The organism is Fuscovulum blasticum DSM 2131, from assembly GCF_003034965.1.
GTDB classification, from domain to species: Bacteria; Pseudomonadota; Alphaproteobacteria; order Rhodobacterales; family Rhodobacteraceae; genus Pseudogemmobacter; species Pseudogemmobacter blasticus.
On the sequence record NZ_PZKE01000024.1, the window covers coordinates 1 to 26,523 of the forward strand.

At 66.7% G+C, this 26,523-nt stretch carries 33 protein-coding genes and 1 other RNA gene; 15 read left to right on the forward strand and 19 right to left on the reverse strand.

Annotated elements, in window-relative coordinates; genetic code table 11:
• From C5F44_RS16100 to C5F44_RS16125, 6 genes are all read left to right on the forward strand, one after another.
• Positions 1–809, forward strand: an 809-nt coding sequence (locus C5F44_RS16100) for a type II secretion system F family protein (protein ID WP_107674572.1), incomplete at its 5' end; no start/stop codon positions are given.
• A 10-nt stretch (positions 810–819) separates the two neighbouring features.
• Complete coding sequence (locus tag C5F44_RS16105) at positions 820–1,794, forward strand: type II secretion system F family protein (protein WP_107674573.1); 975 nt, start codon at positions 820–822, stop codon at positions 1,792–1,794.
• 8 nt (positions 1,795–1,802) lie between these two features.
• Positions 1,803–2,360, forward strand: coding sequence for a tetratricopeptide repeat protein (locus C5F44_RS16110; RefSeq protein WP_107674574.1), 558 nt, complete (start codon positions 1,803–1,805; stop codon positions 2,358–2,360).
• Positions 2,361–2,417: 57 nt separating this feature from the next.
• Positions 2,418–3,275, forward strand: coding sequence for a tetratricopeptide repeat protein (locus C5F44_RS16115; RefSeq protein WP_107674599.1), 858 nt, complete (start codon positions 2,418–2,420; stop codon positions 3,273–3,275).
• 4 nt (positions 3,276–3,279) lie between these two features.
• Positions 3,280–3,783, forward strand: a complete 504-nt coding sequence (locus tag C5F44_RS16120; protein WP_107674575.1) for an A24 family peptidase — start codon at positions 3,280–3,282, stop codon at positions 3,781–3,783.
• 59 nt (positions 3,784–3,842) lie between these two features.
• Positions 3,843–5,171 (forward strand): P-loop NTPase family protein, encoded by a 1,329-nt coding sequence (locus C5F44_RS16125; RefSeq protein WP_107674576.1) that lies wholly within the window; start codon positions 3,843–3,845, stop codon positions 5,169–5,171.
• A gap of 159 nt (positions 5,172–5,330) precedes the next feature.
• Here the strand turns inward: C5F44_RS16125 and C5F44_RS16130 are convergent, their stop codons facing one another.
• The 4 genes from C5F44_RS16130 to mgtE all read right to left on the reverse strand — a co-directional run bounded on the left by C5F44_RS16130 (position 5,331) and on the right by mgtE (position 8,455).
• Complete coding sequence (locus tag C5F44_RS16130; protein ID WP_146161971.1) at positions 5,331–5,900, reverse strand: hypothetical protein; 570 nt, start codon at positions 5,898–5,900, stop codon at positions 5,331–5,333.
• Between the two features lie 88 nt (positions 5,901–5,988).
• Positions 5,989–6,537 carry a hypothetical protein gene (locus C5F44_RS16135; protein ID WP_107674578.1) on the reverse strand — a complete coding sequence of 183 codons (549 nt, stop codon included), beginning with the start codon at positions 6,535–6,537 and terminating at the stop codon, positions 5,989–5,991.
• On the reverse strand, positions 6,534–7,088 hold the full coding sequence (locus C5F44_RS16140) for a 5-formyltetrahydrofolate cyclo-ligase (protein ID WP_107674579.1): 555 nt from the start codon (positions 7,086–7,088) through the stop codon (positions 6,534–6,536). The genes C5F44_RS16135 and C5F44_RS16140 overlap by 4 nt, the downstream gene beginning before the upstream one ends.
• Positions 7,085–8,455: a magnesium transporter gene (gene mgtE / locus C5F44_RS16145; protein WP_107674580.1), complete on the reverse strand. Its 1,371-nt coding sequence runs from the start codon at positions 8,453–8,455 to the stop codon at positions 7,085–7,087. The genes C5F44_RS16140 and mgtE overlap by 4 nt, the downstream gene beginning before the upstream one ends.
• Before the next feature lie 140 nt (positions 8,456–8,595).
• Between mgtE and guaD the strand changes: the two genes are divergently transcribed.
• Positions 8,596–9,870, forward strand: a complete 1,275-nt coding sequence (guaD, locus tag C5F44_RS16150) for a guanine deaminase (RefSeq protein WP_107674581.1) — start codon at positions 8,596–8,598, stop codon at positions 9,868–9,870.
• A gap of 26 nt (positions 9,871–9,896) precedes the next feature.
• On the opposite strand, the gene C5F44_RS16155 is transcribed toward guaD, so the two are convergent.
• The 3 genes from C5F44_RS16155 to C5F44_RS16165 all read right to left on the reverse strand — a co-directional run bounded on the left by C5F44_RS16155 (position 9,897) and on the right by C5F44_RS16165 (position 11,515).
• Positions 9,897–10,445: a CHAP domain-containing protein gene (locus C5F44_RS16155; protein ID WP_107674582.1), complete on the reverse strand. Its 549-nt coding sequence runs from the start codon at positions 10,443–10,445 to the stop codon at positions 9,897–9,899.
• A gap of 158 nt (positions 10,446–10,603) precedes the next feature.
• Positions 10,604–10,918, reverse strand: a complete 315-nt coding sequence (locus C5F44_RS16160) for a hypothetical protein (protein ID WP_107674583.1) — start codon at positions 10,916–10,918, stop codon at positions 10,604–10,606.
• A 27-nt stretch (positions 10,919–10,945) separates the two neighbouring features.
• Positions 10,946–11,515, reverse strand: a complete 570-nt coding sequence (locus tag C5F44_RS16165; RefSeq protein WP_107674584.1) for a hypothetical protein — start codon at positions 11,513–11,515, stop codon at positions 10,946–10,948.
• Positions 11,516–11,780: 265 nt separating this feature from the next.
• Between C5F44_RS16165 and C5F44_RS16170 the strand changes: the two genes are divergently transcribed.
• Positions 11,781–12,251 (forward strand): hypothetical protein, encoded by a 471-nt coding sequence (locus C5F44_RS16170; protein ID WP_108643119.1) that lies wholly within the window; start codon positions 11,781–11,783, stop codon positions 12,249–12,251.
• A 14-nt stretch (positions 12,252–12,265) separates the two neighbouring features.
• Here the strand turns inward: C5F44_RS16170 and C5F44_RS16175 are convergent, their stop codons facing one another.
• The 3 genes from C5F44_RS16175 to C5F44_RS16185 form a co-directional block, all read right to left on the reverse strand.
• Entirely contained in the window at positions 12,266–13,609 is a 1,344-nt protein-coding gene (locus C5F44_RS16175; protein WP_107674586.1) for an 8-oxoguanine deaminase, read from the reverse strand.
• Positions 13,610–13,755: 146 nt separating this feature from the next.
• Positions 13,756–14,556: an inositol monophosphatase family protein gene (locus C5F44_RS16180; protein ID WP_107674587.1), complete on the reverse strand. Its 801-nt coding sequence runs from the start codon at positions 14,554–14,556 to the stop codon at positions 13,756–13,758.
• Positions 14,557–14,624: 68 nt separating this feature from the next.
• On the reverse strand, positions 14,625–14,984 hold the full coding sequence (locus C5F44_RS16185; protein ID WP_107674588.1) for a helix-turn-helix domain-containing protein: 360 nt from the start codon (positions 14,982–14,984) through the stop codon (positions 14,625–14,627).
• Between the two features lie 332 nt (positions 14,985–15,316).
• On the opposite strand from C5F44_RS16185, the gene C5F44_RS16190 reads away from it, so the two are divergent.
• Entirely contained in the window at positions 15,317–16,291 is a 975-nt protein-coding gene (locus C5F44_RS16190) for an NADPH:quinone oxidoreductase family protein (protein ID WP_107674589.1), read from the forward strand.
• Here the strand turns inward: C5F44_RS16190 and C5F44_RS16195 are convergent.
• The gene (locus C5F44_RS16195; protein ID WP_107674590.1) at positions 16,279–17,130 is read right to left on the reverse strand and encodes a LysR family transcriptional regulator; all 852 of its coding nucleotides are present in this window, start codon (positions 17,128–17,130) and stop codon (positions 16,279–16,281) included. The genes C5F44_RS16190 and C5F44_RS16195 overlap by 13 nt on opposite strands.
• A gap of 124 nt (positions 17,131–17,254) precedes the next feature.
• Between C5F44_RS16195 and C5F44_RS16200 the strand changes: the two genes are divergently transcribed.
• Both C5F44_RS16200 and C5F44_RS16205 read left to right on the forward strand, forming a co-directional pair.
• The gene (locus C5F44_RS16200; protein WP_107674600.1) at positions 17,255–17,485 is read left to right on the forward strand and encodes a YjiS-like domain-containing protein; all 231 of its coding nucleotides are present in this window, start codon (positions 17,255–17,257) and stop codon (positions 17,483–17,485) included.
• Positions 17,486–17,619: 134 nt separating this feature from the next.
• The gene (locus tag C5F44_RS16205; RefSeq protein ID WP_107674591.1) at positions 17,620–18,357 is read left to right on the forward strand and encodes a Bax inhibitor-1/YccA family protein; all 738 of its coding nucleotides are present in this window, start codon (positions 17,620–17,622) and stop codon (positions 18,355–18,357) included.
• Positions 18,358–18,408: 51 nt separating this feature from the next.
• Here C5F44_RS16205 and C5F44_RS16210 read toward each other — a convergent pair whose 3' ends face one another.
• The 7 genes from C5F44_RS16210 to gatC form a co-directional block, all read right to left on the reverse strand.
• Positions 18,409–18,933, reverse strand: coding sequence for an AAA family ATPase (locus C5F44_RS16210; RefSeq protein WP_181318303.1), 525 nt, complete (start codon positions 18,931–18,933; stop codon positions 18,409–18,411).
• Between the two features lie 72 nt (positions 18,934–19,005).
• On the reverse strand, positions 19,006–19,173 hold the full coding sequence (gene rpmG / locus C5F44_RS16215; RefSeq protein WP_023666545.1) for a 50S ribosomal protein L33: 168 nt from the start codon (positions 19,171–19,173) through the stop codon (positions 19,006–19,008).
• A gap of 276 nt (positions 19,174–19,449) precedes the next feature.
• Positions 19,450–19,842, reverse strand: an RNA gene (gene rnpB, locus C5F44_RS16220) — RNase P RNA component class A.
• A 12-nt stretch (positions 19,843–19,854) separates the two neighbouring features.
• Positions 19,855–20,541: an N-acetylmuramoyl-L-alanine amidase gene (locus C5F44_RS16225; protein ID WP_107674592.1), complete on the reverse strand. Its 687-nt coding sequence runs from the start codon at positions 20,539–20,541 to the stop codon at positions 19,855–19,857.
• The gene (locus C5F44_RS16230) at positions 20,538–21,233 is read right to left on the reverse strand and encodes a hypothetical protein (RefSeq protein ID WP_107674593.1); all 696 of its coding nucleotides are present in this window, start codon (positions 21,231–21,233) and stop codon (positions 20,538–20,540) included. The genes C5F44_RS16225 and C5F44_RS16230 overlap by 4 nt, the downstream gene beginning before the upstream one ends.
• Positions 21,234–21,292: 59 nt before the next feature.
• Positions 21,293–22,777: an Asp-tRNA(Asn)/Glu-tRNA(Gln) amidotransferase subunit GatA gene (gatA, locus tag C5F44_RS16235; protein WP_107674594.1), complete on the reverse strand. Its 1,485-nt coding sequence runs from the start codon at positions 22,775–22,777 to the stop codon at positions 21,293–21,295.
• Positions 22,774–23,061 (reverse strand): Asp-tRNA(Asn)/Glu-tRNA(Gln) amidotransferase subunit GatC, encoded by a 288-nt coding sequence (gene gatC / locus C5F44_RS16240; protein WP_107674595.1) that lies wholly within the window; start codon positions 23,059–23,061, stop codon positions 22,774–22,776. Before gatC ends, gatA begins: the two co-directional genes overlap by 4 nt.
• Before the next feature lie 187 nt (positions 23,062–23,248).
• Here gatC and C5F44_RS16245 point away from each other — a divergent pair, with 187 nt between their 5' ends.
• The 3 genes from C5F44_RS16245 (at position 23,249) to C5F44_RS16255 (ending at position 24,908) form a co-directional block, all read left to right on the forward strand.
• The gene (locus C5F44_RS16245; protein ID WP_181318304.1) at positions 23,249–23,701 is read left to right on the forward strand and encodes a MarR family winged helix-turn-helix transcriptional regulator; all 453 of its coding nucleotides are present in this window, start codon (positions 23,249–23,251) and stop codon (positions 23,699–23,701) included.
• Positions 23,702–23,711: 10 nt separating this feature from the next.
• Positions 23,712–24,107, forward strand: a complete 396-nt coding sequence (locus C5F44_RS16250) for a DUF1398 domain-containing protein (protein ID WP_107674596.1) — start codon at positions 23,712–23,714, stop codon at positions 24,105–24,107.
• A 93-nt stretch (positions 24,108–24,200) separates the two neighbouring features.
• Positions 24,201–24,908: a metal-dependent hydrolase gene (locus C5F44_RS16255; RefSeq protein WP_107674597.1), complete on the forward strand. Its 708-nt coding sequence runs from the start codon at positions 24,201–24,203 to the stop codon at positions 24,906–24,908.
• A gap of 19 nt (positions 24,909–24,927) precedes the next feature.
• On the opposite strand, the gene C5F44_RS16260 is transcribed toward C5F44_RS16255, so the two are convergent.
• Positions 24,928–25,398 (reverse strand): nucleoside deaminase, encoded by a 471-nt coding sequence (locus C5F44_RS16260; protein WP_235822659.1) that lies wholly within the window; start codon positions 25,396–25,398, stop codon positions 24,928–24,930.
• Positions 25,399–25,475: 77 nt separating this feature from the next.
• Here C5F44_RS16260 and C5F44_RS16265 point away from each other — a divergent pair.
• Positions 25,476–26,523 (forward strand): pseudouridine synthase (locus C5F44_RS16265; RefSeq protein WP_107674603.1); only part of this gene is annotated, 1,048 nt, incomplete at its 3' end.

The window sequence follows — 26,523 nt, forward strand, 5'->3', positions numbered from 1 at the left end:
AGGTGCTGGAACAGCTTCGCAAGGAGATGAACCAGCACCTCAATTCCAAGAACATCCCGCTGTATTCGGTGCTGGCCAAGAAGGCGCAGCGGGCCAATATCGCCTTCTCGCCGCAGGCGCTGGTGGGGATCATGGCGCTATTGTCGATGTTCGCCTTCCTGGCACTGACGGTGGGCACCGGGGCATCCCTGGGCATCCGGGTGCTGATCGCCATCGGGATGGGGGTTGGCGGGGTTTATGTCTGGGTCAACAACAAGGCCAAGAAGCGCATGGCGCTGCTGGAAGAACAGTTGCCCGACGCGGTGGAGCTGATGGTGCGGTCCTTGCGGGTGGGCCATCCGTTTTCCAGCGCGGTGGGCATTGTCGCCAAGGAAATTCCCGATCCGCTGGGCACCGAGTTCGGCGTGATCGCGGATGAGGCCGCCTATGGCCGCGACATTGCCGAAAGCCTGAAAGCCTTTGCCGAACGGATGGACAGCCAGGATCTGCGCTTCCTTGCGGTGGCGGTGTCGATCCAGCAGCAATCGGGCGGCAATCTGGCGGAAATCCTTGAAGGCCTGTCCAAGGTGGTGCGGGCGCGGTTCAAGCTGTTCCGCCGGGTGCGCGCCATTACCGCCGAGGCGAAATGGTCAGGCATGTTCCTGTCGGGCTTTCCGATCGCGGCGCTGCTGATGATCAACGTGTTGCAGCCCAACTATTACGACGAGGTGCGCGAGACTGCGGTGTTCATTCCGACGGCGCTGGTGGTGTGCGCCTTTCTGGTCATCAACGTGATCTTCATGAAGATCATGGTCAACATCAAGGTCTGAGGGATTTGCCATGTTCTCTGCCGTGAACGAAACCCTCAAGAACCTGCTGGGGCCGCTGGGCCCGCTGATTGCGGTGGGCCTGCTGGGGCTGGTGCTGATCCTGGTCGCGCTGCCCACCATGCTGACCAAGCAGCGCGACCGCTATGCCGAGCTGAAGGATCAGGTCCGCCCCTCGGGCGAAAGCACGCGCCGGCTGCGCCGGGGCAGCGGCCCGGGCGACAAGCTGGAACGCTATGCCCAGTTCCTGGAACCGCAGAAGGCCGAGGAATTGTCGGCGGTGCGGCTGAAGCTGCTGCGGGCGGGCTATCCCGACAAGGGGGCGGTGCGCATCTACCACGCCTCGCGCATGGTGCTGGGCGTGGGATTTCTGGCGCTGGGGCTGGTCTTCGCGCTGGTGAAATCGGTCTCGGCCGAAGTGTCGACGCAGACGATGGTGATGTACACCATCCTGCCCGGCGCGATTGGATATTTCCTGCCACAATACTGGGTGACCAAGCGGATGCAGACCCGGCAGACCGAGATCGTCCAGGGCTTTCCCGATGCGCTGGACATGATGCTGGTCTGCGTCGAGGCGGGGCAGTCGCTGGACCAGTCGATCATCCGCGTCGCCCGGGAAAGCCGGGCCGGCTATCCCGCGCTGGCCGACGAATTCGAGATGGTCGCGAATGAGGTGAAGGCCGGCAAGGAACGGGTGCAGGTGCTGAAGGACATGTCCGACCGGGTGGGCGTGCCCGACGTGGCCAGTTTCGTGACCACGCTGGTGCAATCGGCCACCTTCGGCACCTCGGTCGCCGAGGCGCTGCGTGTCTATTCTGCCGACATGCGCGACAAACGCGTGATGCGGGCCGAAGAAAAGGCGAACGTGCTGCCGACCAAGTTGACGCTGGGCACAATGCTGTTCACGGTGCCGCCGCTGCTGATCATTCTGATCGGGCCGTCGGTCTATGGCATTGCGACCATGCTGAGCAAAGGGGTCTTGAGGTAAGGTATCGCGTGGCGCGACGGGGGAAACTGCTTCTGATTGTTGCCTTGCTGGCCGCCTGTGGCAATACGGGCGGCTCGGGCCTGTCACGCAATACGCCCTATGGGGTGAACCCCCGGCAGGAGGCGGTGGACGGGCTGATCGTGGGCCATCGGCTGATGGAAGCGGGCGAATACGAACTTGCGCTGAAGGCCTATTATCGCGCGGCGGGCGAGGACGGGATCAATGTCGATACGCTGTCGGCCATCGGATCGGCCAATCTGAAACTGGGGCGGCTGGGACAGGCCGAACTGGTGCTGCGCCGCGCGCTGGAAGCCGACCCGACCTTCGTGCCGGCCCTGAACAACCTGGGGGTTGTCCTGATGGAGCGCGACAAGATCGGCGAGGCCAAGCGCGTGTTCGAACAGGCCTATGCGCTGGACAGTGGCCAATCGGACTCGATCCGCGACAATCTGAAACTCGCTATCGCGAAAAGCGAGGCGCGCGTATATGATCCCCCGCAAGAAGAAGGCGAATTCCAGCTCGTCCGGCGGGAAAAGGGGCGGTATGTCCTTTTGACCCAGCTTTGACGGGCCAGGCGTTCCCGAGCAGTGAACGAAAAGCAGTCAACGAAAAGGACGCATGAAATGCGCCATTCTGTGCTTGTTGCGCTGTGCCTGGGCGGCACCGCGTTTGTGGCCGGTTGTCAGGGTAATACGGACGCAGCGGTGCAACGGGCGGTCAAGGACGTGAACGTCATCGACCAATCCAACCTGAATGACATCATGCTGACGGTGGGCGACCCGAACGAGGCGGTAAGCTATTTCCAGGGCGCCTTGCAGAAAGACCCCGGCCGGGTGGACCTGATGCGCGGGCTGGGCAAGTCGCTGGTGCGGGCGGGCAAGCCGGTCGAGGCGGCGCGGGTCTGGGAACAGGTCGTCGCCCATGCCGAGGGCACCAACGAAGACCGGGTGATGCTGGCCGATGCGCAGATCCGCGGCAACCAGTGGGACAAGGCCAAGGCCACGCTGAACACCGTGCCGCCGACGCATGAGACCTATGACCGCTACCGTCTGGAAGCGATGGTGGCCGACAGCGAGAAGAACTGGAAGAAGGCCGACAGTTTCTATGAAATCGCCAGCGGCCTGACGACCAAGCCGGCGGGCGTGCTGAACAACTGGGGCTTTTCCAAGCTGACGCGGAAGGATTATCCCGGCGCCGAGCGGCTGTTCGCGCAGGCGCTGAAGTATGAGCCGGGGCTGTTCACCGCGAAGAACAATCTGGTCATGGCCCGCGCGGCGCAGCGCAAATATGACCTGCCGGTGGTCGACATGACCCAGACCGAGCGGGCCGAGCTGCTGTACACAATGGCGCTGGCCGCCATCAAGCAGGGCGATGTTGCGGTGGGCAAGGGCCTGCTGCAACAGGCGGTCGACACGCATCCGCAGCATTTCGAGGCGGCGGCGCGCAGTCTGGCGGCGCTGGATGGCAATGTGGTGAACTGAGGCGATGGAGTTCACGCCACCTGCCCTGCGCACGGCCCTGGTGCTGCTGCCCTTCGTTCTGCCGATCGCGATCTGGGTGTCGTGGTCGGACATGAAAACGATGCGGATTCCCAACATGGCGGTGCTGGCCATGGCGGCGGTCTGGCCGCTGGCGGGCTGGCTGGCGGTGCCGCTGGACCTGTGGCTGTGGGGCTTCGCGATCATGGCCATCGTGCTGCTGGCCGGGTTCATCGGCAATGCAGTGGGCCTGTTCGGCGCGGGCGATGCCAAGTTCGCCGCCGCGATTTCGCCGGTCTTCGTGGGCGGCGATCCGACGCTGATCCTCATGCTCTATGCGGCCTGTTCGATTGCCGCGCTGGCCGCGCACCGGCTGATGAAACATGTGCCAGCCTTTCGCCGGGCCACGCCGGACTGGAAAAGCTGGGCCAGCCCGAAATTCCCGATGGGGCTGGCGCTTTCCGGCATGGCGCTGTTCTACCTTCTCGCCGCCTTCCTGCCCAATCCGTGACATGTTTTACATCCACCTTTGGTTGATTGAGAACTCTGCCTGAAGGTCGTGGGGGAAAAATGAACGTGCAGCTCAACCCGGTGCCGCCGTCCGCAGGGGTGCAGCCCCCTGCCAGCCCGCGCAGCCTGGCGGAAACCGGGATCAGCCCGGTGATGCTGCGCGACCTGCTGCTGAAGACGATGTTCCGCACCAATCTTGATCTGGTGTCCAGCCTGGCGCGCGCGCTGGCCTTGCAGGTGCCGCTGGTGCAGGATCTGGTGGATCAGGCCCGCAGCCAGCGCCTGATCGAAGCGACCGGCACGCTGCACGCCGGGGCGGGCAACGAAATGGGCTACCAACTGACCGACGCCGGCAAGAGCCGGGCGCTGGATGCGCTGTCGCAGTCGGAATATTACGGGGCCTGCCCGGTGCCGCTGGCGCAATACACCGAACAGATCAAGCGGCAGTCGATCCGCGACATCCGGCTGACGCGCGATCAGTTGATGTCGGGCATGGGCCACCTGATCCTGCCGCCCGACCTGATGGCCAATCTTGGGCCGGCGGTGACATCGGGCCGGTCGATCCTGTTCTACGGGCCGCCCGGGAACGGGAAATCCAGCATCAGCCACGGCATCCGCGCCGCCATTGGCGACAAGATCTATGTGCCGCGCGCCATTGAATATTCCGGTCAGGTGATCAGCGTCTATGACCCGGTGGTCCATGCCGCCGCCGAAACCGCGCTGGACGATCCGACCGCGCTGCGCCGCACCTCGAACCGCTATGACAACCGCTATGTCTATTGCGAACGGCCTTCGGTTATTACCGGGGGCGAACTGTCGCTGGACATGCTGGATCTGGCCTACAACCCCACCGCCCGCACCTATCAGGCGCCGCTGCAACTGAAGGCGACCGGCGGCATCTTCATCATCGACGACCTTGGCCGCCAGGCCGAGCCGCCGCAGAAGATTGTGAACCGCTGGATCGTGCCGCTGGAAGAGCACCGCGATATTCTGGCGCTGCAATCGGGCGAGAAATTCACCGTGCCCTTCGACACGCTGGTGATCTTTTCCACCAACTTCCACCCGAACGAGATCTTCGACGGCGCCGCGCTGCGCCGGATCTTCTTCAAGATCAAGATCGACGGGCCGAACCAGGAAAACTTCCTGAAGATCTTTGCCATGGTGGCGCGGCGCAAGAAGATGCCGCTGGACGAAAAGGCGCTGATGCACCTGCTGAAGGTCAAGTTCCCCACCATCGACAACCGCTATGCCAATTACATGCCGGTGTTCCTGATCGACCAGATGATCAGCATCTGCGATTTCGAGGGGATTCCCTATCAGATGACCCCCGACCTGATCGACCGCGCCTGGGGAAACATGTTCGTGCATCAGGAAGAGATCGCGCGTTAGGCGCGAGAAGAGCGCCGCAGCCCGAAGGCCAGAACACCAGCGGACCCGAGGCGCCCCCTGCAGGTGGCAAATATAGGTATCGCCTCACCGGCTGCCCCCTGATCGCCCGGGACAGTGCGCGCCCTGACTCAGGGACCATCCCTTACAGCGCCGCGCGGGTCAGTTGATCGCGGTCACCTCGTTGACGTGCAAGACACCGCCCTCAATAAATTCGCCGCGCAGCGTAATCAACGTGGGCATGTGCAGCCACTTGGTCACGACAAGGGCCGGCTTCTTCCCCTCCCTGTTTGTCACCATGATTTTCATCACAGGAAAGTGGCAGCCAAGTATGTTCAAATCCTCAGCCCCAAGAACGTTTACATCAAGCACATAAGAATTGGGCTGGGCTACTTCTGGCCGGGTCACGGAGGCTTCAGCGTGAAACTTGGCCCCGGGCACAATGTCCTTGCGGCCTGGCAGGAAGGTTGACCAGTGGAAGGTTGCTGCATCACCAGGATATTTGTCTGCAAGAAGTACGAAAATGCCAGCCTGCACCGTCATTTCCATAAACTTCTTACGTTCGAAATCATATTGCCGGTAGCGGATGATATCTCCCTCATTGGCCAAGATTTCACTGTGCACATTTCCGTTGAAGGTCAGGTCAAGCGGAAGCTGAACATCGGCCAGACACTCGGCGAGGGACGGCAGAGGCAAGGTCAGGCACAACGCAAATACAATGGAGCGGATCACTCGAATCTCCATATTGTGGTCAGCACAGCCTATCACGGATTTCCGCACCATGGGCTTAGAACGCAGCGCGTCCCGCCCTGCCTCCGCCCTATTCCAGTTCCTTCAGCGTCAGCGTGCGGACGGTGCCGGTTTCGGGGTTGGTGCTGCTGCTGCGGAACGAGATCATCGCCTCGGGGGCGTAGAGCAGCACGCCATCGGACATGACCTTGCCATCGGCCCGGATCACCTTGTGGATTTCCACCGCGCGATAGCGGCAATCTTCCCAGTCGATGCTTTGTTCGCCCAGGATTTCCACCTCGGCCACGACGGGAACGGTGCTGCCGGTGATCGGCTTCATCTTGCCTTCGGCGCGGGCCTTGCCACCGGCCGCGATCACGGCGGCCAGATCGGGAAGATCGCCGTCCCACAGGTATTCGGTCCGCTGGCCGCCGCTTTCATAATCCAGCGGCCAGAGCCCGTCTTTCATCCGCGAGGTCAGCCCTTGCGCGCGGTAGGTCAGCACATCGCCGTCGCGGGCGATGTATTCCAGAAGAAGGCCGCTGTCATAGGTGGCCGTGGCCGGCATCCCGTCCGCCGCGAAACAGCCCGCCGCCGCCGGACCTGCCAGCGCCCCCAGAACCAAAGCCAGCCGGATCATGCGAACTCCCTGACGCCTTCCTCGGTCACAATCGCATCAAGGCGCTGATCGGTGGGCTCGATCGGCACCTCGGGCAGTTCCTGCGCGGCGAAGGCAAAGCCGATGGCCAGCGTGGGCCGCCGGGCGCGCAGACCTTCCAGCGTGCGGTCATAGAAACCGCCGCCATAGCCCAGCCGATAGCCGCGCGCATCGAAGGCGACCAGCGGCACGATCAGGATTTCGGGTTCGATCCAGGCGCCTTCGGCCGGGATCAGCGCCTTGAAGGCGCCTTCGACCAGCGCGCAGCCGGGCGCCCATTCGCGGAACCGCAGCGGCTGGCCCTTGCCCAGGATGACCGGCACGCCGACCGGGCCCTGATGGGCGGTCATGGCGCCCAGCGGATCAATCTCGGTCCGCATTGCCATATAGCCGGACAGCGGCCGGTCGCGGTGCGGCGCCAGATAATCGGCCAGGATTTCCGCCGCCTGCCCCTGCCCGCGGGCATGGGCCGCGGCACGGGCGGCAAAGGCATCGGCCCGGGCGCGGGCCTTGATTTCGGTCAGCGTCGTCACAGAAGCACCAGCGTTGCAAGGCCAAGGAAGGCGAAGAAACCCATCACGTCGGTCAGGGTGGTGACGAAGGTTCCGCTGGCAAGGGCCGGGTCAAGCCCGGCGCGTTCCAGCGTCAGCGGCACCAGAACGCCCCCCAGCGCGGCGACGATCTGGTTCACGATCATCGCCATGCCCAGCACCAGCCCAAGGTGCCAGTCCGAAAAGATGAGCGAACCCGCCACGCCAAGGATCAGCGCCAGGCTGATGCCGTTCAGCAGGCCGGCCACCAGTTCGCGCCGCACCACGCGGGCGGCGTTGGCGCGGGTCAGGTCGCGGGTGGCCAGCGCCCGCACCGCCACCGCCAGCGACTGCGTGCCCGCGATGCCGCCGGTCGAGGCGACGATGGGCATCAGCGCGGCCAAAGCCACCAGCGTGGCGATGGTGTTCTGGAACTGGCTGATCACGATGGCCGAGAGCGAGGCGGTGAACAGGTTGATCACCAGCCAGGGCAGGCGCTGCTTGACGGTTTCCACCGGCCCGTCGGACACGCTGGCCTCATCGCCCACGCCGGCCAGACGCAGCATGTCTTCCTCATGCTCTTCGTCCAGCACGTTCATCGCGTCGTCGATGGTGATCACCCCGACCAGCCGGCCCGCGTCATCGACCACGGGGCAACTGATCAGGTGATACTGGTTGAAGATATAGGCCACGTCGGATTCGGCATCGGTTGCCTGAACCGTGCGGAAACTGTCTTCGCAGATGTCCTTGAGCCGCATGTCGCGGCCCGAGGACAGGATGCGCCCCAGCGTGACATAGCCGGTGGGGTGCATCCGCGGATCGGTCAGGATGACGTGGTAGAACTGGTCGGGCAGCCATTCGGCGCCGCGCAGGTAATCGGTGGCCTCGCCCACGGTCCAGTGTTCGGGCGCGACCACCGTTTCGCGCTGCATGAGGCGACCGGCCGAATATTCGGGATAGGCCAGCGCCTGTTCCACCGCCACACGGTCGGCATCTTCCAACGCCTCAAGGATCTTTTCCTGCGCCGGGGCCTCAAGGTCCTCCAGAATATCGACAACATCGTCGGATTCCAGTTCGCGGACGGCATCGGCGACCACATTGTCAGGCAGCGCCTCGATCACCTCTTCGCGGATCGATTCGTCGATTTCCGACAGCACTTCGCCGTCGATCCCGCCGTGCCACAGCGCCAGCAGCGCCGCCCGTTCATCGGACGAGATCTGTTCCAGAATGTCGGCAACGTCGGCGGCGTGCAGCGGATTGAGCAGCGCATCCAGTTGCGCGACATCCACCGCCTCGACCGCGGCCAGCACCTTGTCCAGCCGCGCAAGGCGCGCGGTTTCCTCGTCGATGCCGATGCGGTCTTCTGCCATTCAGCCCCCTTGCCGCGACGGTGCGCGCGATTGGGGCGACCTTACCGGAAGCAGTTTCTGCGAAACAGGGGAAAGCGCCGGATTTCCTTTCGCCGCCGACCCCTTATTCTGGGCGCAGGGACAGGAAAGAAGGAACCCCGATGGCCGATCTTCTACTGGGTCAGGTGCTGAGCTTCGCGGGCGATCCCTTTGTCGAAGGGCCCGGCGCCGCGCGGCATATCACGGCGGGGGGCGTGCTGGTGGAAAACGGCCGCATTGCCGCGGTGGGCGACGGGGCCGCGCTGCGCGCCGCCCATCCGGCCGCGCGGCTGCAGGATTACGGCCGCAGCCTGATTTCGGCGGGTTTTGTCGATGCCCATGTGCATTACCCGCAGACGGCAATCATCGCCTCCTGGGGCAAGCGGCTGATCGACTGGCTGAACAGCTATACCTTTCCCGAAGAGATGCGGTTTGCCGACCCCGCCTATGCGGCCGAGATCGCCGAGCGATACCTTGATCTGGTCACCGCCAATGGCACCACCACGGTCTGCACCTATTGCACCATCCACCCCGCCAGCGTGGAGGCGATCATGGCCGCCGCGCAAGGCCGTGGCCTGCGGCTGTTCGCCGGCAAGACCTGCATGGACCGCAACGCCCCCGAAGGGCTGCGCGACACGGCGCAGGCGGGCTATGACGAATCCAGGGCGCTTTTGCAGAAATGGCACGGGCGGGACCGGCTGTCCTATGTGATCACGCCGCGATTCTCGCCCACATCGACGCCGGAACAGTTGCAGGCGCTTGGCGCCTTGTGGCGCGAATACCCCGATTGCCTGATGCAGACGCATCTGAGCGAGCAGCCCGACGAGATTGCCTGGGTGAAAGAGCTGTTCCCGCAATCGCGCGACTATCTGGATACCTATGAGGCGCAGGGTCTGCTGCGGGAAGGCGCGGTCTATGGCCATGCCATCCACCTGACCGCGCGCGAAAAGGCCCGGCTGGCCGAGGCGGGGGCCAGTGTGGTGCATTGTCCGACCTCAAACACCTTTATCGGATCGGGGCTGTTCGACATGGGGTTGGCCAAGCAACTGCGCGTGGGGCTGGCCACCGACACCGGGGGCGGATCGTCGTTTTCCATGCTGCGGACCATGGCGGCGGCCTATGAGGTGGCCCAGTTGCGCCATCAGCCGCTGCATCCGTCGCAACTGTGGTGGCTGGCGACGCAAGGATCGGCCCGGGCGCTGCGGGCGGATCACCTGATCGGCAATATCGCCGTGGGGATGGAGGCCGATCTGGTGGTGGTGGACCTGGCCTCGACGCCGGCCATCGAACAGGCCACGCGGCGGGCCGAAGACCTGTGGCAGGCGCTGTTCCCCACCATCATGATGGGCGATGACCGCGCGATCCGCGCGGTCTGGGCCAATGGCCGCCGGCTTTAGGCCCTATGCTGTAGATGGGCGGGCGGTCAGCCTTCCGATTCGGGTTCGGGGTAGATGAAGCCGCTGATCGGATAGGGGCGGCCCAGCGTGCCGGGCTGGCTTTCGACGCGCACAAGGCTCCAGTCGTTCTTTTCCGACACGTCGATCACCGCCATGGCCAGCGACACCTTGTTGCGCTGCCAGTTGGCATGGTCGATCAGGATTTCGCGCGGCGAGACCACATCCGACACCACGGCAACATGGCCCATCGGCAGCTTGCGGGTGCCCGAGAACACCATGACCGAGCCGACATCGGGATCATGGCCGCGTTCATAGATGCCCTTGGCCGAGTTCCACCAGGTTTCCGCATTGCCGCGCAGTTCGATCCCGCTGGCGGTGCGGGCAAAGGGCACGCACCAGACGCGCTGGCCGCGGGCACGCTTGGCCTGCGCTTCCTGCACGGCTTCCTTGGTGGAGATATGCAGCGTCGGATCGGGCGGCGTGTCGCGGGTGACGGGGGCGGCGCAGGCCCCCAGCAGGGCAAGAAGAAGGCCCGAAGCCATCAGTCGCAGCGATGCGGCGCGGATAAGTGTCATGTGGTCTCTGTCCCCAGGTGCCTGTTCCGGCGTGCCGTTTTCGGCGGGCGGAAAATCCCCGGATCGGGGCAGGCTGGCAAGCGTTCAGAGTCACGATTGGCAACAATCCGCCAGCGGACTGTAATGAAGCGGCCGAATCCGTGACCGGATGGCCTGAATCAGAGGTCGAGTTCCCAGCCGTCGGGATAGAAATCGTGCTTCAGCGCAATCGAGGTGGAGATCCGTTCATACTTCCAGATCTCTTCGGCGGTGACGGGAATCGGGCCGATGGCGGCCACCAGCGTGTCACTGTCCACCCGCCGGGTGCGGAATCCCTCGATCCGCAGGGCGCGTTCCAGCGCGGGCCAGGACGCATCCATTTCCTCGATGAAGAAGGCATATTCGACCACCGCCGTCTTCGGCAGGCTGACCCCCTTCGACTGGCGGAAGGTGTCAAAGGTCTCGCGACGCTGGGCTTCGAAATTGTGGTCCATGGCGGGGCTCCCTGCCCGCCTTCTAGCTTACCCGTGGTGGTGACAGAAGCCCTGATCGTAGGCTGAGTCCCAGGTCCAGCCGCTGGCATTCAGCGTCTCGAAGGCCAGAGGTGCCAGCTTTCGCGTCTTGCCGTCTTCGGTGACCGTCATTTGCAGCAGATCGACATTGCAGGCGAAGGCGGTTCCCATGACTTCGCCGACATGTTCATAGCCGACCACCGTAAACTGATTGTCGATGAATTGCAGTTTGGTGACGTTCCGCCCGCTGCCCTCTTCATCGGCATATTCGGTGACGATGGCCAGAATGCTGCCGTCTGCCTGATCCAGAACCTCCAGATCCTGTTTGGTGGCAAAGGCCCCCAGCGCGATTTCGGGGTTGTCGAACTGCGGCTCGCCTTCGGGCAGCGCGGGGCTGCCGGGGCCGCCGCCCCAGATCGTCAGCCGGGCCATGTCGCGGTTCTGGGTCAGCCGGGCGAAGAAGGTGAACCCGTCGCCCGACGCGCCCGCCCAGTTGCCGCTGGCCTCGGACAACACGGTTTGCGCGGCGGCGGGCTGGGCAAGGGCCAGGGTCAGGGCAAGGGCGGGCAACAGGCGCATCGGTCTCTCCGGCATGGTCGGGGCTGACGATGCCATTGCCGACCCCGGAATGGAAAGGCGGGAAAACCCGACAGGGCGCGGTGCGCGCGGGCGATATGTCGGCGTGGCCTTGCCTTTCTGGCGGCTTTGCGGGTTTCTTGTCCTGTCGCGGCGGCCCGGAGCACGGCAGCACAGCCTGACCCCGGTTGCCGCGGCGCCATGACCCGTTGACGGTCGGGCCCGGCCCGGCTCTGATCCGGCCCCGCACCTTCTTGAGGAGACCCTGATGCGTGCCCTCGCCCTGCTTGCTGCCGCTGCCATGGTCGTCAGCCTGTTCCTGCCCTGGCTGAGCCTGGGTCAGGCCGGCTCCGGCTTCGTGCCGTGGGATCTGGTCAAGAACCTTGACCCGAATTCCGAGACCCTGCAGCGTTTCGCCGGTGACGCGCCTCCGGCGCTGCTTGTGTTCCTGGCCACCTTTGTTCTGGCGGCGGTGTTCCTGGTGCTGGCCGTTGTCGGCGTGGCTTCGCGGGTGCTGGCGGTTGTCGCCGGCGGCGGGGCGGTGGGTCTGGTGGTCTATGCCCTGTGGCAGGCCCGGCAGGGCGCGCTGGATCTGGGCGTGCCGATCCCGTCAACCAACAACCTGGCCGACATGGCCGAACAGGCGTCGCAGGTCATGGGCATGGGCGCCTGGGCCTGGGGCGGCGGCGCGGTGCTGCTGCTGTTCGCCGGTCTGGTGGGCTTTCCCCGCCGGGGCTGACAGCCGGCCGGCGTTCAGCCCTGCAAGGCGCGCGCCAGCGCGGCCTGCCGTTCGATCACGCGCGGCAGGTCTATGGTGGTGATCTGGCCGCCGCGCACCACCTGCCGCCCTTCGACGAACAGATCGCGCACCCGGTTCGGGCCGCACAGAACCAGCGCGGCCACCGCATCCCAGGCGCCGGCGGCCTCGACCCCCGACAGATCCCAGATTGCCAGATCGGCGCGCTGGCCCGGGGCCAGACTGCCGCAATCCTCGCGCCCCAGCACGCGGGCACCGCCCAGCGTGGCGATCTCAAGCGCCTCGCGCGCGGCCATGGCATCGGCGCCGCGCGCCACCCGCTGCAACAGCAGCGCCTGCCGCATCTCGGCTGCCAGATTTCCGGCATCGTTCGATGCGCTGCCATCCACGCCAAGGCCCACCTTCACCCCGGCATCCCGCATGGCGCGCACCGGCGCGATGCCGGAACCAAGGCGACAATTCGAACATGGGCAATGGGCAACCCCGGTCAGGCTGCGGGAGAAAAGTTCAATTTCCGAACAATCCAGCTTCACGCAATGGGCGTGCCAGACATCGGCCCCGACCCAGCCCAGATCTTCGGCATACTGGCCGGGGCGGCAGCCGAACCGCGCCAGGGAATAGGCGACATCCTCATCATTCTCGGCCAGATGGGTGTGCAGCATCACGCCCTTGTCGCGCGCCAGAAGGGCGGTGTCGCGCATCAGGTCGCGGCTGACCGAGAAGGGGGAACAGGGGGCCAGCCCCACCCGCAGCATGGCGCCGGGGCGGGGATCGTGAAAGCGGTCCACGACGCGGATCATGTCGTTCAGGATCGCCGCCTCACGCTCAACCAGCGCGTCGGGGGGCAGGCCGCCCTGCGATTCGCCAATGCTCATGGCGCCGCGCGTGGGGTGAAAGCGCAGGCCCAGTTCGGCGGCGGCGGCGATGGTGTCATCCAGCCGCGCGCCGTTGGGGTAAAGATAGAGGTGGTCCGAGGTCAGGGTGCAGCCCGACAGCGCCAGTTCGGCCAGGCCCACCTGCGCGCTGGTGAACATCTCATCCGGGCCGAAACGCGCCCAGATCGGATACAGCGTCTTCAGCCAGCCGAAGAGCAGCGCATCCTGCCCGCCCGGCACCACGCGCGTCAGCGTCTGGTAGAGATGGTGATGGGTGTTCACGAGGCCCGGCGTCACCACGCAGCCCGCCGCCTCGATCACCTCGGCGCCGGGGGGCGGGGCCAGCCCCTGCCCCACTGCCGCCACGACGCCTGCGCGGATCAGAACGTCACCGCCGGCGATTTCTTCCCGCGCGGGGTTCATCGTCACCACGGTGGCGGCATTGCGAATCAGGATGTCCGGCATGGCGTTCCCCTTGGCCCCTTCGGTGGAACACCCGGGCGGACCGACAGAAAGGGCAAAGGACTCGGGCTCCGCCCCCGCAGCCTAGCGCCGGGGAACGGGCCCGCTCAAGCCTTTTCGGACGATGGCCGCGCGGTGGGCAGCCCGGATCAGCCCGCGTTCAGCAGCGCCAGCGCCTCGGCATGGATGTCGCGGTTCGCCGCCGCCAGAACGCGGCCACCCTGCGGACAGGGACGACCCTGCCAGTCGGTCACGATGCCGCCGGCGGCTTCGATCACGGCAATCGGGGCCTGCACGTCATAGGCCTGCAAGCCGGCTTCGATCACCAGATCAATCTGCCCGGCTGCGATCAGCGCATAGGCGTAGCAATCGGTTCCGTAACGGACCAGTTTCGCCTTGGGCGCCACGCGGCGGAAGGCGGCGCCTTCCTCGGGCGTGCCGACTTCGGGGAAGGTCGAGAACAGGATCGCTTCGGACAGGGGGCGTGGGGCGCGGGTTTTCAGCGCCGCGCGGCCCATGGGCCCGTTCACCGTGGCCTGGCCGAAGCCGCCTTCGAAGCGTTCGCCGATATAGGGCTGGTCAATGAGGCCATAGATGGGGCCGGTCGCATCGGCGACCGAGATCAGCACGCCCCAGGTCGGGGTGCCCGACAGGTAGCCGCGGGTGCCGTCGATCGGGTCCAGCACCCAGGTCAGGCCGCTGGTGCCTTCGACGGTGCCGAATTCTTCGCCCAGGATGCCATCCTGCGGGCGGCGGCGTGCCAGAATGGCACGCATCCGCTGTTCGGACAGGCGGTCGGCCACCGTCACCGGGTCGAACCGTTCGGTTTCCTTGGTTTCGGCCGAAAGGCCCGCCCGGCGGAAATGCAGAAGCGTTGCCGCGCGGGCGGCATCCGCCAGTTCATGCGCAGTGGCCCTCAGATCGGCCGCCACATCCAAAGAAAGGTTCATCAGATTCGCTCCGCTGGCTTTTCCCCGGCGCTATCCGGCGCCGGGGGGCCGGTCAAGCGGCGCGTGGTTCAGGCCGCGTCGGACAGCACGCGCGCCAGATCGAACAGGCGGCGGCGCTGCGCTTCGGGGATCGCGTAATACGACCGGACAAGCTCCAGAGCTTCCTTGTCGGCCATGAAATCGCCCTGCGTGGTCTTGGGCATGTCTTCGCCCGCGATGCCTTCGAAGAAGAAGGCGATCTGCACGCCAAGGGCATCTGCGATGTCCCACAGCCGCGAGGCGCTGACCCGGTTCATGCCGGTTTCATATTTCTGGATCTGTTGGAACTTGATCCCAACCTTGTCCGCAAGTTGTTGTTGGGTCATGCCCACCATCCAACGACGATGACGAATGCGTTTACCGACATGAGCGTCAACGGGATGCTTCATTCTTAACTCCTACTAGCGCGGCGCACCGCGCGGGACCCCCTACACCTGATAAGCACATTCCATGCCAATCACGGGATATTCTGAAAAACAATTCTGGAGAAGTAAACGACCTCTAAACCTATCCATTTGGACAGGTGCTTTTGCACAAACGTATAACAATTCATTGCTGTCATCGCCGTACACCCTGAATTGCTTGCTTGCATACGAACTCGCCTTTTTGGGGAAACCCGAATTGAAATGCAGTATGCGCAAATTTTTTTGCGTTTTGCAAACGCTTGCCTTCCCGCGAGACCGGCGCCACCTTCTGCGGACCACCCGCCCAAGGAGACGCCATGCGCGCCTGGAAACTTCGCGAGCTTGGCCAGCCGGCCACATTGGAACAGGGCGCGCGGCCGGTGCCGGGGCCGGGCGAGGCGCTGGTGCGGGTCTGTGCGGCGGGGCTGAACTTCGCCGATCTGCTGATGGCCGAGGGCCGCTATCAGGACCGGCCCGCCCTGCCCTTCACCCCCGGCCTTGAACTGGCCGGCCGGGTCGAGGCGCTTGGCCCCGGCACGGCGGGCCCCGCCCCCGGCAGCCGCGTTGCGGCCCATGTCGCGGGCGGGGCCTTTGCCGATTATGCGGTGGTGCCGGTCGCGCGCCTGCTGGCGCTGCCCGACGAGATGCCGATGACCACCGCCGCGGGCTTTCAGGTGGGCTATGGCACCGCGCATCTGGCGCTGACCCATGCCGCGCGGTTGCGCCCCGGGGAAACCCTGTTCGTCACCGGCGCGGCGGGCGGGGCCGGGCTGACCGCGGTGGAGGTGGGCCGCGATCTGGGCGCGCGCGTCATTGCGCAGGTGCGCGGGCCGGAAAAGGCGGCGCTGGTCCGCGCCGCGGGGGCCGAGGCGGTGATCGACAGCGGCGAGCCGGATCTGAAGGCCGCGCTGCGGGCGCTGGGCGGGGTGGATGTGGTCTATGATACGGTGGGCGGCGCCGGGTTCGACGCGGCCCTGCGCGCCACCCGGCCGGGCGGGCGGCTGCTGGCCATCGGCTTTGCCGGCGGCGAGGTGCCGAAGGTGGCGCTGAACCATCTGCTGGTGCGCAATGTCAGCGTGATCGGCTTCTGGTGGGGCGGCTATCTTGGCTTTGCCCCCGAGGCGCTGACGGCCAGCCTTGCCGCGCTGATCGGGCGCTGGCAGGCTGGCGCGCTGCGCCCGCATATCAGCCAGATCCTGCCCTTCGAGGCGTTGCCTGAAGGGCTGGCGATGATCCGCGACCGCAAGGCCACCGGCAAGATCGTGCTGCGGATCGACGATCAGGCCGAATAGGCGCGGCGCAGTTCGGACAGCAGCATGTCAACCACCTCATCCCGCCGGGCGCCGCCGGGATAGAGGCAGATCGAGGTGCGGCCCAGCGCCGGCAGGCCGGCCTCGGGCCGGATCGGCGCCATGCCTTCGGTAAGCGTGCCTTCCATCCGCACCGTCACGGCCAGATCGGCGGCCACCGTCGCCTCGACCGCCTGTTCGCTTTCGCCGCCGGTGGCCATTTCCCAGGGGATGCCCGCCGCATCCAGCGCCGCCTGCGCCGCCGGGCGGAAGATACAGGTATCCTTGAAGCCCAGCCGCAGCGGCCGGCGCTGCCAGACCAGCCCGTCCGGCGCGCCCGCCCAGATCAGCCCGCGCGACGACAGCACCTCGGCGGTGCGGTCAGGGTGTTCCTCGGTGGTCACCATCGCGTCGAATTCGCCGCGCGCGAAGCCTTCCTTCAGCAGCAGCGTGAAGGACGACACCAGATTCACCCGCACGCGCGGGTAAACCTGCGCCAGCCGCTTCAGGATGCCGGGGATCGCCGGATAGATGATGTCATGCGGCACGCCCAGCCGCAGTTCGCCTTCGTGCCCGCCCGCACCGAACCGCGACAACACCTCGTCATTCAGAGCCAGCATCCGGCGGCCATAGGACAGAAGCTGCTCGCCCTCGCTGGACAGGGCCAGCTTGCGGGCGGCGCGCAGGAACAGGGTTTGGCCCAGCGAATCCTCCAGCCGCTTGATCTGCATCGACACCGCCGATTGCGTCAGGTTCAGGAACCCGGCGGCCCGTGTCACGCCGCCGACATCGGCGACGGTCACGAAAGAGCGCAGGGCAGACAGGTCGAGGTTGCGCGGCATATCACAGATCCTGATTCTTCGCGTCACAATCATTCGTTTCACTAATGAATATATCGACGATATAGATCAGGCAAGATGATGATCCGGCACCGGCCGATCACTTGTTTCGATGAAAGGAACGACCATGTCCGCCCATGTCACCGCGATCAGCCTGCCCCGCGTGCAGCCCGCCGCGCGGCCGACTTTCAAGGGGTTCGTTGCCGCTGCCCTGCGGCGGATGGACCTGCAGCGCCAGCGCGACCGTCTGGCCCTGCTGGACACAAGGATGCTGCGCGACATCGGTCTCAGCGCCGAAGCCGCCGCCACCGAGGCCGCGCGCACGGTCTGGAACGCCCCGGACCATTGGCAGCGCTGACAGGAAACCGGGCGGGCCGGCGGCTTTTTTCGGACGTAAATTCTTGAAATCCGCCCCCCGTCTTCCGATATTCCGTGCATGAGGTGCGCCGGTTTCCCCGGCGTTGCCCTTAGGGACAACATCGGAGGCTTCATATGGCACAATATGAAACGGTCAGCAGCGTAGGCATCGGCGCCCGCGCGCGGCTTGACGAAGGGCTTCGCGCCCACATGAACAAGGTCTACGGGCTGATGTCCGTGGCGATGCTGGTGACGGGTGGCGTTGCCTGGGCCGTTGGCACGTCGGATGCGCTGTTCTCGATCCTGCGCGACCCGATTACGCTGCGCCCCAACATCCTGGGCTGGATCGTGATGTTCGCGCCGCTGGCGATGGTTTTCGCCTTTGGCGCGGTGATCAACCGCCTGTCCTATGCCGGCGCGCAACTGTTCTTCTATGTCTATGCCGCTGTCATGGGCCTGTCGCTGGCCTGGATCTTCAAGGCCTTCACCGGCGCCTCGATCGCGCAGACCTTCCTGATCACCGCCATCGCCTTCGCCGCACTCAGCCTTTACGGCTATACCACCAAGCGTGACCTGTCGGCCTTCGGCACCTTCCTGATCATGGGTCTGGTCGGCCTGATCGTGGCCTCGATCGTGAACCTGTTCCTGGCTTCGGGCGCGCTGGCCTTCGCGATCTCGGTCATCGGCGTGCTGATCTTCGCGGGCCTGACCGCGTTTGACACCCAGCGCATCAAGACCGACTACCTGCAGCACGCGCAGGCGATGGATCAGGAATGGCTTGGCAAATCGGCCATCATGGGGGCGCTGAACCTCTACCTCGACTTCCTGAACCTGTTCATGTTCCTGCTGCAATTCCTGGGCAACCGCGAATAAGCGGGAACCGGCATCCGCGTTGGGGGCCGCCTTCGGGCGGCCCTTTTCATTTCAGGGCCCGGTCTGCAGAAACCGCCGCACCGCGGCGGGCGAGGTCAGGCGGATGCGCCGCTTGTCCGGCGGCACGCTGTCCCACAGCCGTTGCAGCCCCTGCCGGGCGCTGTGCCGTGTGCGCCAGATGAAGCGCCAGAAGGCCAGCGTTTCACCATGAAACCCCTCGGGGCAGCCGTCGGGCAGGTCGGGGCGGTTGCGGCCATGCCAGGCCACGGTGCGCCGGATCACCCGCCAGAACCGCAGAGGCAGCGGCAGGTCCAGCCAGATCAGCAGATCGGCGCGGGCCAGCCGGTTGGGCCAGGTGGCGGAATGACCGCCCTCGAAGATCCAGGTCTCGCGCGCCTCGACCTCATGGCAGAGCCGCGTCTTTGCGGCCCGGTCACGTTCCACCCAGCCCGGCATCCAGTGGATATGGTCGATATGCATGACCGGCAGCCCGGTGCTCTGCCCCAGGGCGCGGGCCAGGGTGGACTTGCCCGATCCGGGCTGTCCGACAATCATGATGCGGCGAAGCGGCGCCATGGAACCCGGCCCCCGAAATGCAAATGGCCGCACCCAAGGGCGCGGCCGGCAGTCCAGACAGGGAAGGCGATCTTACTTGATCTTGCCTTCCTTGTATTCGACATGCTCCCGCTTGACGGGGTCATACTTCTTCACGACCATCTTTTCGGTCATGGTGCGGGCATTCTTCTTGGTCACATAGAAGTGCCCGGTGCCCGCCGTCGAGTTCAGACGGATCTTGATCGTCGTCGGCTTCGCCATTGTCGTGTCTCCTGTGCCGGGAAAACCGGTGTTCCCCCGCGAAATCCTTGAAGCCCGCCTTTTACGCGCGCGCCTGCCGGAGTCAACAGCGAAAGAGCAGGCTACGGCGGGAAATCGACCGCGCGCGGGTGTCGGCGGCGGGGGCGCTTCGCCCCCCGCACCCCCCAGAGGGTATTTGGGCCAAGATGAAGCCTGGGTCTTCCAGTTGGTGCAAATACCCCGGGGGGCTCTTCGCGCCAGCGAAGAGGGGGGCAGCGCCCCCATGTGGCGGCAGAATTGCGCGGATGGCCTGTAAGCCGGATTCTGTCCAGGCGTTGCCGCCCTGGATGACCATTCCTCTGCCGCTCGCGTTGCCGCGGCGGTCAAGCTGCCAACCCGGGCCTCTCGGGCTGAAGCGTCCCTGCGGCGGTATCGGTTTCCCGACCTGCCCCGCGCGAGGCCCCTATTCGGCATTGCTCCGGGCGGGGCTTGCCATGCCGGTCCGGTTGCCCGTCCCGCGGTGGGCTCTTACCCCACCGTTTCACCCTTGCCCCGGGCGAACCCGGGGCGGTCTCGTTCTCTGTGGCGCTTTCCCTGGGGTTGCCCCCGCCGGGGGTTACCCGGCGCCCTTGCTTCATGGAGTCCGGACTTTCCTCGGACGTTGCCGCCCGCGGTCATCCAGCCATCCGCGCGAGGTGCGGCTTAGGCGGATGCGGGCGGCCCGTCAAGCGGCGCATCACCCGGGAAGCGCGCGGCCAGATCGGCGGCAAGGGCGGCGTCGGTGCTGTCCAGCGGCCCGCGCGCCCAGGGGCGGAAGCGCAGGCGGAAGGCGTGCAGCAGCATATCGGGCGCGGCCTCGGGGTAGCCGAAGCGGCGCAGGTCGGCGGTGAAGCGGTCCGGGTCGCCGCCCGCGCCCGCCTGCGGCCAGACCGACAGGCCCTGCAGGGCCAGCCGCCGCCAGTCGAACCGGGGGCCGGGGTCGGCCTTGCGGTCGGGCGCCATGTCGCTGTGGCCGATCACCCCCTGCGGCGGGATCGACCAGCGGCGCAAAAGGCCCGCCAGCACCCGCTCCAGCGCGGCCATCTGCGGTTCGGAAAAGGGTTCGGCGCCGGTGTTCTGCAATTCGATGCCGATAGAGCGCGAATTCACATCCGCCAGGCCCGCCCATGCGCCGGCGCCGGCGTGCCAGGCGCGGGCCGCTTCGTCCACCAGTTGCTCGGCGGTGCCGTCGCGGTCAATCAGCCAATGCGCCGACACCTCGGCCGTGGGATCGCACAGCCGCGCGCGCGATTCGGCGCAGCTTGCCATGGCCGTGTAATGGATCACCACCAGCGACGGGCGCAGACCGCCCCGCCGATCCCCGAAATTCGGCGAGGGGAAGCCGGTCACTGCAAGGCGGTGCGGAAGGGGCGCGGGTCCCAGTCGCAGGCGAAGCCGTCGCCATCGGGATCAAGCCCGGCGCGGTCCTTTTCGGGGCCGCCCTTGGCCAGGAATTCCTGCTGGGCCTTGTCGGGCGAGGCATATCTTGCGCAGGCCGAGGTGCTGTTGCCGCGCAGGCTGCTGCGGGAATACATCTGCGTGCCGGGGTTGTGGGTGGTTGCCAGCGCGAAGGCCACGATGTTCGGGCCGGTGTCGCCGGGCCGGGCCGGCAGGTCTTTCGGCTGCACGACCACATATTGCGAGCGGTTGCGCGCGATGCGTTCCTTGTCGCTTTCGATGGTCTCGCGCGCGGAAACGGCCTTGAAGTCGTTCTCGTCCGAGATGCCGGCGTGGATCATCTCGCCGGATTCTTCCTTGATCCCGATCGGCGCATTGCCGCGCGGACGGTCGCCCGAGACCGCCACCGGAGCGGGGGCAGCCGCCGCCGCGGGGGCGCGGCCTTCGGCGCGGTCGATGGCCGCCGCGGCGGCCGAGGGGTTGAACCCGCCGGCGGGGGCGCTGGCGGTGCTGCCGCCGCCCGTGGCGGGGCCGGCATTGCGGACATAGCTGTTGTAATCCTGGAACCCGACGCCGGAATCCGGCACGGCGGGGGCGCAGGCGGCAAGGGCAAGAACGGCAACAAGGGCGGAACGGCGGGTCATCACTGCCTCATGGGGAAAACTGCCCCGCGCAGGGGTGCGGGGGCGCTTTTTTCGCGCAGTTACCACCATTTTTCCGGCTTGGCCACAAATCCGGCCGCGCGTTCCAGCACATAGGCGTGATTGAGCAGGTTGCCCTCATCCCAGGGGCGGCCGATCAGTTGCAGGCCCAGCGGCAGCCCCTGCCCGTCCAGCCCGACCGGGACCGCCACGCCGGGCAGGCCGGCCAGGTTGACGGTGACGGTGAACACGTCGTTGAGATACATTTCCACCGGATCGGCGCTGGCCATTTCGCCCAGACCGAAGGCCGCGCTTGGCGTGGCCGGGGTCAGGATCGAATCCACGCCTTCGGCGAAGACGGTCTCGAAGTCGCGCTTGATCAGGGCGCGCACCTTGCGGGCGCGGTTGTAATAGGCGTCGTAGAAGCCCGCCGACAGCACATAGGTGCCGATCATCACCCGGCGCTGCACTTCCGGCCCGAAGCCTTCGGCGCGGGTCTTTTCATACATTTCGGTGATGCCGTCGCCCTGCGCCAGCTTGGCGCGGTGGCCGTATTTCACGCCGTCATAGCGGGCCAGGTTCGACGAGGCTTCCGCCGGGGCGATCACATAATAGGCCGGCAGGGCGTATTTCGTATGCGGCAGGCTGATGTCGCGGATCACGGCGCCGGCGTCGCGCATCATCTCGATGCCCCGGGTCCAGAGCGCCTCGATCTCGGCCGGCATCCCGTCCATGCGGTATTCGCGCGGGATGCCGATCACCTTGCCCCGGATGTCGCCGGTGAGGGCGGCTTCGAAATCGGGCACCGCGATGTCGGCGCTGGTGGAATCCTTCGGGTCATGGCCCGACATGGCCTGCAGGAAGATCGCCGCGTCGCGGACCGATTTCGTCATCGGGCCGGCCTGATCCAGCGAGCTGGCGAAGGCCACGATGCCCCAGCGGCTGACGCGGCCATAGGTCGGCTTGATGCCGGTGATGCCGGTGAAGGCCGCCGGCTGGCGGATCGAACCGCCGGTGTCGGTGCCGGTCGCGCCAAGGCAGAGGTCGGCCGCCACGGCCGAAGCCGAGCCGCCGGACGATCCGCCCGGCGTCAGCGCCACGTTCGAGCCTTGCCGCCGCCAGGGGTTCACCGCATTGCCGTAGCAACTGGTTTCGTTGCTGCTGCCCATGGCGAATTCGTCCATGTTCAGCTTGCCCAGCATCACCGCGCCGGCATCGAACAGCCGGGTGGTGACGGTCGATTCGTATTCGGGCTTGAACCCACGCAGGATGTTCGACGCGGCCTGGCTGGGCACGCCCTTGGTGCAGAACAGATCCTTGATGCCCAGCGGGATGCCGCACAGCGCCGGCGCCCCGGGGGCGGCCAGCCGCGCATCGGCGGCGCGGGCCTGTTCCAGCGCGATCTCGGGCGTCTTGTGGACAAAGGCGCCCAGCCCGTCCGCCGCATCAATGGCGGTCAGGCAGGACATGGTCAGATCAACCGAGGTGATCTCGCGCTTGCGCAGGGCGTCGCGCGCTTCGGCAATGGTCAGGGTGTTCAGCGTCATTCCACCACCTTCGGCACGGCAAAGAACCCTTCGCGCGCTTCCGGCGCGTTCTTCAGAACCTGCGGCTGGATACCGCCATCGGTCACAATGTCGGCCCGGCGCGTCAGCCGCATCGGCGTGACGCTGACCATCGGCTCGATGCCGGTCACGTCCACCTCGTTGAGCTGCTCCATGAAGGTCAGGATGCCCGAAAGCTGTTCGGCCAGCGCCGGCAGCGCCTCTTCCTCGACCCGGATGCGCGCAAGTTTCGCGACTTTCCGCGCCGTAGCGATGTCGATCGACATGGGGTGTCTCCGCAGGGTTTGGCCCCGTTTAGCCGCGCGCCCCCCCGCCCGCAAGACGAAGCCGCCGCTTGCCGCGGTATCGGGGCGGCCCCGGGGGCGATTTCCCGGCGGTTTCGCCCAGGGAACGGCAGATGATTGACGCGGAAACTATCTCGATATAGTTTCCATGGAAACCAAAAGGCCCGCGATGACAGCCCCCTCTCCCCTGACCGCCCATCTTGGCTACTGGCTGCGGCTGGTGTCGAACCATGTCTCGGCCCGCTTTGCCGAACGGCTTGACCGGCTGGGAATCACGGTGGCCGAATGGGTGGCGCTGCGGCTGCTGTTCGATGCCGACAGCCTGCCGCCCAGCCAGCTTGCCGCCCGCATGGGCCTGACGCGCGGCGCCGTCACCAAGCTGGCAGACCGGCTGCGGGCGCGCGGGCTGCTGGCGCGCAGCGCCGATGCGGACGACGGGCGCGGGGTTCGGCTGGCGCTGACCGAGGCCGGGCGCGCGCTGGTGCCCGCCCTGGCCGAAGCCGCCGACCGGAACGAGGCCGAGGCCTTTGCCGCCCTGTCGGCCGAGGACCGGGCGCTGCTGCACGGCCTGCTGACCCGAATCGCAACCCGGCAGGGGCTGACCGCCCCGCCCCTTGCCTGAAAGACATCCCGTGACCGAAGACCAGATTGCCATCGCCCGCGACTGCCACGCCGCTGCCGCCGAAAACCGCTTGGCCTTCCCCGACATCTTTGGCCGTCTGGGGGCAGCGGGGTTTGAAGGCTATCTGGTGGATTATCGCAGCGGCAGTGCCCGCTATTACCTGACCACGGGCGCCGGCACCGGTTGCGCCGGCCCCGCGCGGCAGGTTGCGCACGGGTTCGACACCGCCGCCCTGATCGCGGCCATCCGCGATGCCCAAGGACAGGTGCCGGGCTATACCTATGCCGCCTTCAGCGCCCGCGCCGCCGCGGCGGGCTGTGCGGGCTACCTCGTCTCGCTGCCGGGCCGCCGCGTGCTGTATTTCGCTCGCAGCAGCGAAACCCATGTCGAGCACTTTCCCGCCTGACCGTCCCCTCCCCCGCGCCTGCGGCCAACGGCGGTTGCCCTGCCCCGCCCGCCTGTCTACTCTGCCGCCTCCCAACGGCAGAAGGAGACCGCCATGCAGATCACCTGGCTCGGCCATTCCGGCTTCCGCATCCAGATCGAGGACGCCGTCCTGCTGATCGACCCCTGGCTGAGCGGCAATCCGATGTTCCCCGCCGACCGCCGGACCGAGGCGCTGGCGGGCGCCACCCATATCCTGCTGACCCACGCCCATGGCGACCATGCGTCAGAAGCCAAAGCCATCGCATCGGAAACCGGCGTGCCGGTGGCCTGCATCCATGAGCTGTCCGAATGGCTGAACGCGCAAGGCGGGGTGCAGACCATCGGCTTCGGCAAGGGCGGCACGCTGGCGCTGAACGGCGCGAAGGTGACGATGGTCAACGCCACCCATTCGGCCAGCATCGACTTTGGCGGCGGGGCGCTGTTGCCCGGCGGGTCGGCGGCGGGGTTCATGATCGCGGGCGAAGGCCATGTGATCTATGTGTCGGGCGATACCGACATCATGGCCGACATGGCCTGGATGGGCGAATTGCACAATCCCGACATCGGCATCCTGTCCTGCGGCGGGCATTACACGATGGACATGGAGCGCGCCGCCTGGGCCGCGCGCAAGTATTTCAACTTCCGCACCGTGATTCCCTGCCATTACCGGACCTTCCCGATCCTGGCGCAGGATGCCAATCCGCTGCGCGCCGGCCTGCCGCCGGGGGTTGAGGTGGTGGAACCGCAGGTGCTGAACCCGATCACATTCCCCAAGCAATGACGCCCTGCCCGGGCGGCGGCTATCCCCGCCGCCCGGCGAAGAAGGTCTTGAGCAGGGCTTCCGCCGCGGCCCCGGCGATGCCGTCATAGACTTCGGGCGCGTGGTGGCATTGCGGATGGGCAAAGACCCGCGCGCCCTGCGCCACCCCGCCCGACTTGGGGTCGGCCGCGCCGTAATACAGCCGCCCGATCCGCGCGAAGGAAATCGCGGCGGCGCACATCGGGCAGGGTTCCAGCGTCACATAAAGATCATGCCCCGGCAGCCGTTCGGACCCGGCCGCCGCGCAGGCCGCCCGCAGCGCCAGAACCTCGGCATGGGCCGTGGGGTCGCACAGTTCGCGGGTGCGGTTGCCGGCGCGTGCCGCTACCGTGCCATCGGGCGCCACCACCACCGCGCCCACCGGCACCTCGCCCCGGTCGCCCGCCGCCCGCGCCTCGTCCAGCGCGATCTCCATGAACGACCGGAAGCGCCCCACTGATTGCCCTTTCATCTGTCCTCAAATATCCTCGGGGGTCCGGGGGCAGACGGCCCCCGGGGCTGGCCACCCCGCGCCCAAGGATGACCGCCATGGCGCCGAAAGAAAAGCCGCCCTTCAAGACCCCGGCCAAGCCGGCCCCCCGCCCCGCCGTGAAGCCGCCCGCAGGGGCCGGCGCGAAATCCGCCGATGCGCCCGCCGGCGAGCGGATCGCCAAGGTGCTGTCGCGCCGGGGCGTCGCCTCGCGCCGCGATGCCGAACGGCTGATCGCGCAAGGCGATGTCACGGTGAACGGCCGGGTGATCGACAGCCCGGCGCTGAACGTCACGGCCAGGGACCGCATCACCGTTGCGGGCAAGCCGCTGCCGGCGGAAGAACCGGCGCGGCTGTGGCTGTATTACAAGCCCGAAGGTCTGGTCACCTCGGCCTCGGACGAAAAGGGCCGCGACACGGTGTTCGACCACCTGCCCGAAGACCTGCCCCGCGTCATGTCGGTGGGGCGGCTTGACCTCAACTCCGAAGGCCTGCTGCTGCTGACCAATGACGGCGAGCTGAAGCGGCGGCTTGAGCTGCCCTCGACCGGCTGGCTGCGGAAGTATCGCGTCCGGGTGAACGGCAATCCGACCGATGCGCAACTGGAGCCGCTGCGCCGGGGCATCACGGTGGAGGGCGAGACCTTCCAGCCGATGCAGGTGACGCTGGACCGGGTGCAGGGCGCCAATGCCTGGCTGACGGTGGGCCTGCGCGAAGGCAAGAACCGCGAGATCCGCCGCGCCATGTCGGCGATCGACCTTTATGTGAACCGGCTGATCCGGGTCAGCTATGGCCCGTTCCGGCTGGGCGAGTTGCAGCCCGGCGAGGTGGAGGAGGTGCGCCCCCGCGTGTTGCGCGACCAGTTGGGCGAATCCCCCGCCGAAGCGGGCGAGGACGAGGGGCCGAAACCCCGCAGCCGCCGCGTGGCGCCGCGCCCGTCCGCCAAGGACGCCCCGGCAAGGGGCGCGGATCGGGGTGCGAAGCCGGCGGGGGATGCGGTGCGCAGCCTGTCGGCCGCCTGGAAAACCGCCACCACCCCGCGCCCCGGCCCCCGCCGCTCGCCCGAGGCGGAGGACGGCCCCGCCCCGCGCGGCCGCCCCGCGGCCA